Raw genomic sequence first — 3,631 nt, 5'->3', positions numbered from 1 at the left:
TCTGTGTCTTGCGAGGACATCGGGGCGTCGAGCCCTGCAATCTCATCTGCCGTGGGGCGGGTCACTGTGGTGTTGGCCATCCAGTTCTCGACCCCGAGCGCCAGCGCGAGGATGAGCCCAACGATGACCGCAAGCCGAGCCGGACTTGACGCAAGCCCTTCAGGGTCGTGCAGCATCGCCCACGTGAACCCGCAGAAGAGGGCCGTTCCCACTGCCACCGCCGCGACGCGAGATGTACGATTGCCCTCGCGCGCCACGTTGATGAGCCCGAAGAAGGCGACCACATAGGGCACCGAAGCCACCAGGTCGACGGCATAGTGCCCCACGTTGAGGGTGGCGACGACCATCACGGCGACGCAGAAGCCGAAGAATGCCGTCACCCAGCGCGCCACCCTGCGAGTGCCAAAGAAGATGGCCAGCATCCAGCCCAGGTGCAGCGACGGATAGCAGTTGCGCGTGGCACCGCTAGCGTCGTCATAGGGGGCCGGCGGCGACACGTGCGGCAGGGGCCCCGCGGGCCATGGCTCGCCCACGAACAGATCGATGCCCTTCATGGGCACCATCTTGTAGCAGATGAAGCCGACCAGCCCGATGAGGGTCATGTGGAGCATCAGCTGGCCGTAGCAGGCGCGCGGCCAGCGAAGCGAGAGCAGCACGGCGATGATCATGAAGAGCGGCAGCTCGTTGTAGACGTAGAACGTGAGATACCACATGAAGGTGCTGCTCTTCACCAGCAGCGCGGCCTGCGCGGCCGGCTGCACGCCGAAGGCGCCATCGACCGTGTAGGCGTAGGCGTCGACGAGGGTGGGCGTGTGGTTGATGACGATCGTGTGCAGCATCCAGCTCACGTTCGGGAAGAAGAACATGATGAGCGACAGCAGCAGCATGGCGCGCGCCCACAGCGCCTCGTCACCCTCGGCGCGCCACGCGCGCCAGCCGATGAAGACGAGGGTGATGAGCCCGGAGACGTAGCCAAAGGTCTGCAGGCGCATGGTGAACGACCACCACGACGGGTGGTTCACGAAGCGAATGAGCTCACCCACGATGCCGAGGGGCACCACCCACCGCAGCTCACCGCGCCGCGCCGGCAAGGTGGCGTAGCACACCAGAATCCCCAGGCAGAGCGAGTTGAACATCACGTTCTCGCCGTACGTGGTGAACGTGGAGAGGGTCGATTGCACATAGCCGAGGTAGACGGCAAGCATGAGCACCGCCGACCCGCCCAGCATGAGCACGCTCGGCGTGTAGAGCGCGCGCACGGCCGTGCGCTGCTCCGGGGTGAGCACAACGACGCCGCCCTCAGTGGGAGGCGAGAGGTAGGAGAGAAGTCGTCGCAGCATGAGGTCGCCTGCAATTCGACCCCAGGTTGAGCGGTTCCCTGCCGGACGCGCGGAGCAAGACCCTGCAGGACGAACCTGGGCGACGGCGGATGGATCAGGCCAGAACCTCTTCATCGAGCCGAAAGCGAAGATAACGATGCGAATCGTGACCCTGAACCTGTGGGGCCGCAGCGGTCCATGGAAAGCACGGCTGCGCCTCGCACAGCAGCAGCTGGCAACCCTCGCGCCAGACGTGCTGTGCCTGCAGGAGATCGACGAACGAGACGCATTGCGCGGGCTGGCGCGTGCGACCGGACTCGAGATCGCGGTGGCCGACCTCGAGGTCTCGTGCCTGGCGATTCTGGTGAAGCCGGGCGCATCGATGTGGTTCACGGGAATGCGCGGCGCACCGCCTGCCAGCGACGCGAGCGGTGGCGAGGAAGCGCGGGAGCGCGGTGGCAGCGGTGCGAGCGGTGCGAGCGGTGCGAGCGGTGCGAGCGGTGTCAGCGGTGGCAGCGATGCGAGCGGTGCGAGCGGTGGCAGCGGTGGCAGCGATGCGAGCGGTGGCAAAAGCGAAGCGCGGGAGCGCGGTGCGGTGGCATTGAATGCCGCGCACCGCCTGCAAGTTCCACCGTCTACCGAGTTGCTCGAGCTGCGAGCGCGCTCGCCCTTTGAGGAGCGCCCGAGACGGCTGTGCGCCGTGCATCTCGACGGCGTTACCGTGGCGAACACCCATCTGTCGTGGCGCGCAGAAGACTCCGCGAGCCGTCACGCGCAAGCCACGGAGATCGCCGCGCACCTTCCAGCGCGAACCGTGCTGTGCGGCGATTTCAACTGCGAGCTCACGGCGCCTGAGCTCGCCCCTCTCCGCGCGCGGTTCAGCGACCTCCTCGCGGGCCTCCCCGCGGAACGCGAGCCCACGTGGGACAATCGCAACCCGCACACGGCGCCGTACCGCGACAGCTATCCGGACATGCGCATCGACCTCATCCTCGGCGACCGCGAGGTCGTACGCCGCCACCCAGCCCGGTACGCAGCGCTGGTCTGCAACACCCCAGACAGCAGCGGGCTCTATGCCTCAGACCACTTTGGCGTGCAAGTCGATCTGCGCCCCTGACAGCCCGACACCCCGATCCCAGCCCGACACCCCGGTCCCCCGTTGGCGTTCTGCGCTGTGTTTCGCAGAACGTGTTTGCAGAACGGCACGGGCACAGAGAGAGCGAGAGTTCTGTGCAGATGGCGTCAGAACAGAGGCTCAATCCTGCCGCGCTGCGAGCGTCCACCGTCCCTGACGCCCCATCATCGCAGCTTCATCAACCGCTCGAGGAGCCGCTCTGCGAAGCGCTCGTCATCGAGCTCGCGCAGACGTACGCGGAGCACGGGCAGGTTCACGACGACGTCGCGCTCTGCATCCTTGAACAGCTGCCGATCGTGACCAGGGCCATCAATCTCCACGTCCACCGTCCACGACTGCGCACCGTCGGTGATTCGCACGACGAAGTCGAGGGTAGGCGTCTGCCCCGTGGTGCCCTTCACGGTCACCTGTGGATAGAACAGGAACGTGCAACCCGCATGCTCGAGCAGCATCGCAATCCAGCGTCGGCCAGGCTCTTGGAGCACCGGGAGATGGAAGCGAACGTACTGCGGCTCGATCTCCTCGAAATCGACGGCGCGCTGAAGCAGATGGAGCGAGGCCATCTGCTCGGCCCCGTTCTGACCGTGCATGAAGTGCCGGACACCTGTCCAGAAGGCGGTTCTTCGCTGCTGGGCGCGAACGCGCTCGATGAGGACCTTGCCGAGGGGATAGTAGCCTGCCTCCCGGCACTGCACCGCAAGCGTGCTCTCTGGTGTGCGTGGGCGCTTGTAGCGGAAGAGACGGCGCAGCCGAGTGCCTCGGGTGCGCAGGCACCAGCGTGCGCGAGGACGAGGGCGCCAGATGCCTTGCGTGATCGCGCCAAGCGAGACACCGAAAGCCAGGGCCAGGCGATCCAGCGCACCCGTCGACGGGCGCTGCGTTCCGCGCTCGATTCCGCAGAGGTGAGAAGGCGACAGCCCGCTGCGCTCTGCCAGCTGACGCAGCGTCCATCCCCGGTCTCGTCGACTCTGACGCAGCCGTTCCCCCAATTGCGACATGACGCCACCCCCCAGGTGCAGTTCTGTCCCCATCTTCACAGAACTCGCAGAATCGCCGACACAGCAACAACAACGATTCCTCATTCTGAGAAGCTCGGAACAGAAACACCGTACACGAGCGATGTTGACACAGTGTTGATGATGTTATCCTCGGTCGATTGGGGACACGCCCGAGATTG

At 65.8% G+C, this 3,631-nt stretch carries 3 protein-coding genes; 1 reads left to right on the top strand and 2 read right to left on the bottom strand.

What is annotated here, in order from left to right:
* The coding region (locus EB084_21720; GenBank protein NDD30884.1) for a hypothetical protein at positions 1-1,340 on the bottom strand (1,340 nt) is incomplete at its 3' end.
* Between EB084_21720 and EB084_21715 the strand changes: the two genes are divergently transcribed.
* Positions 1,339-2,436: a hypothetical protein gene (locus tag EB084_21715; protein NDD30883.1), complete on the top strand. Its 1,098-nt coding sequence runs from the start codon at positions 1,339-1,341 to the stop codon at positions 2,434-2,436. The two genes, EB084_21720 and EB084_21715, sit on opposite strands and share 2 nt — an antisense overlap.
* Positions 2,437-2,618: 182 nt before the next feature.
* Here the strand turns inward: EB084_21715 and EB084_21710 are convergent, their stop codons facing one another.
* The gene (locus tag EB084_21710; GenBank protein NDD30882.1) at positions 2,619-3,536 is read right to left on the bottom strand and encodes a helix-turn-helix domain-containing protein; all 918 of its coding nucleotides are present in this window, start codon (positions 3,534-3,536) and stop codon (positions 2,619-2,621) included.
* Positions 3,537-3,631: the final 95 nt, after the last annotated feature.

The sequence above is a fragment of the Pseudomonadota bacterium genome, assembly GCA_010028905.1.
Taxonomy (GTDB): domain Bacteria; phylum Vulcanimicrobiota; class Xenobia; order RGZZ01; family RGZZ01; genus RGZZ01.
The sequence above is the reverse complement of the archived record's forward strand: the minus strand, read 5'-3'. Positions and strand labels throughout refer to the sequence as shown.

Coding starts and splice junctions, on each gene's coding strand:
- EB084_21715 (NDD30883.1), top strand. CDS start 1,339: ATGAGGTCGCCTGCAATTCGACCCCAGGTTGAGCGGTTCCCTGCCGGA.
- EB084_21710 (NDD30882.1), bottom strand. CDS start 3,536: ATGAGGAATCGTTGTTGTTGCTGTGTCGGCGATTCTGCGAGTTCTGTG.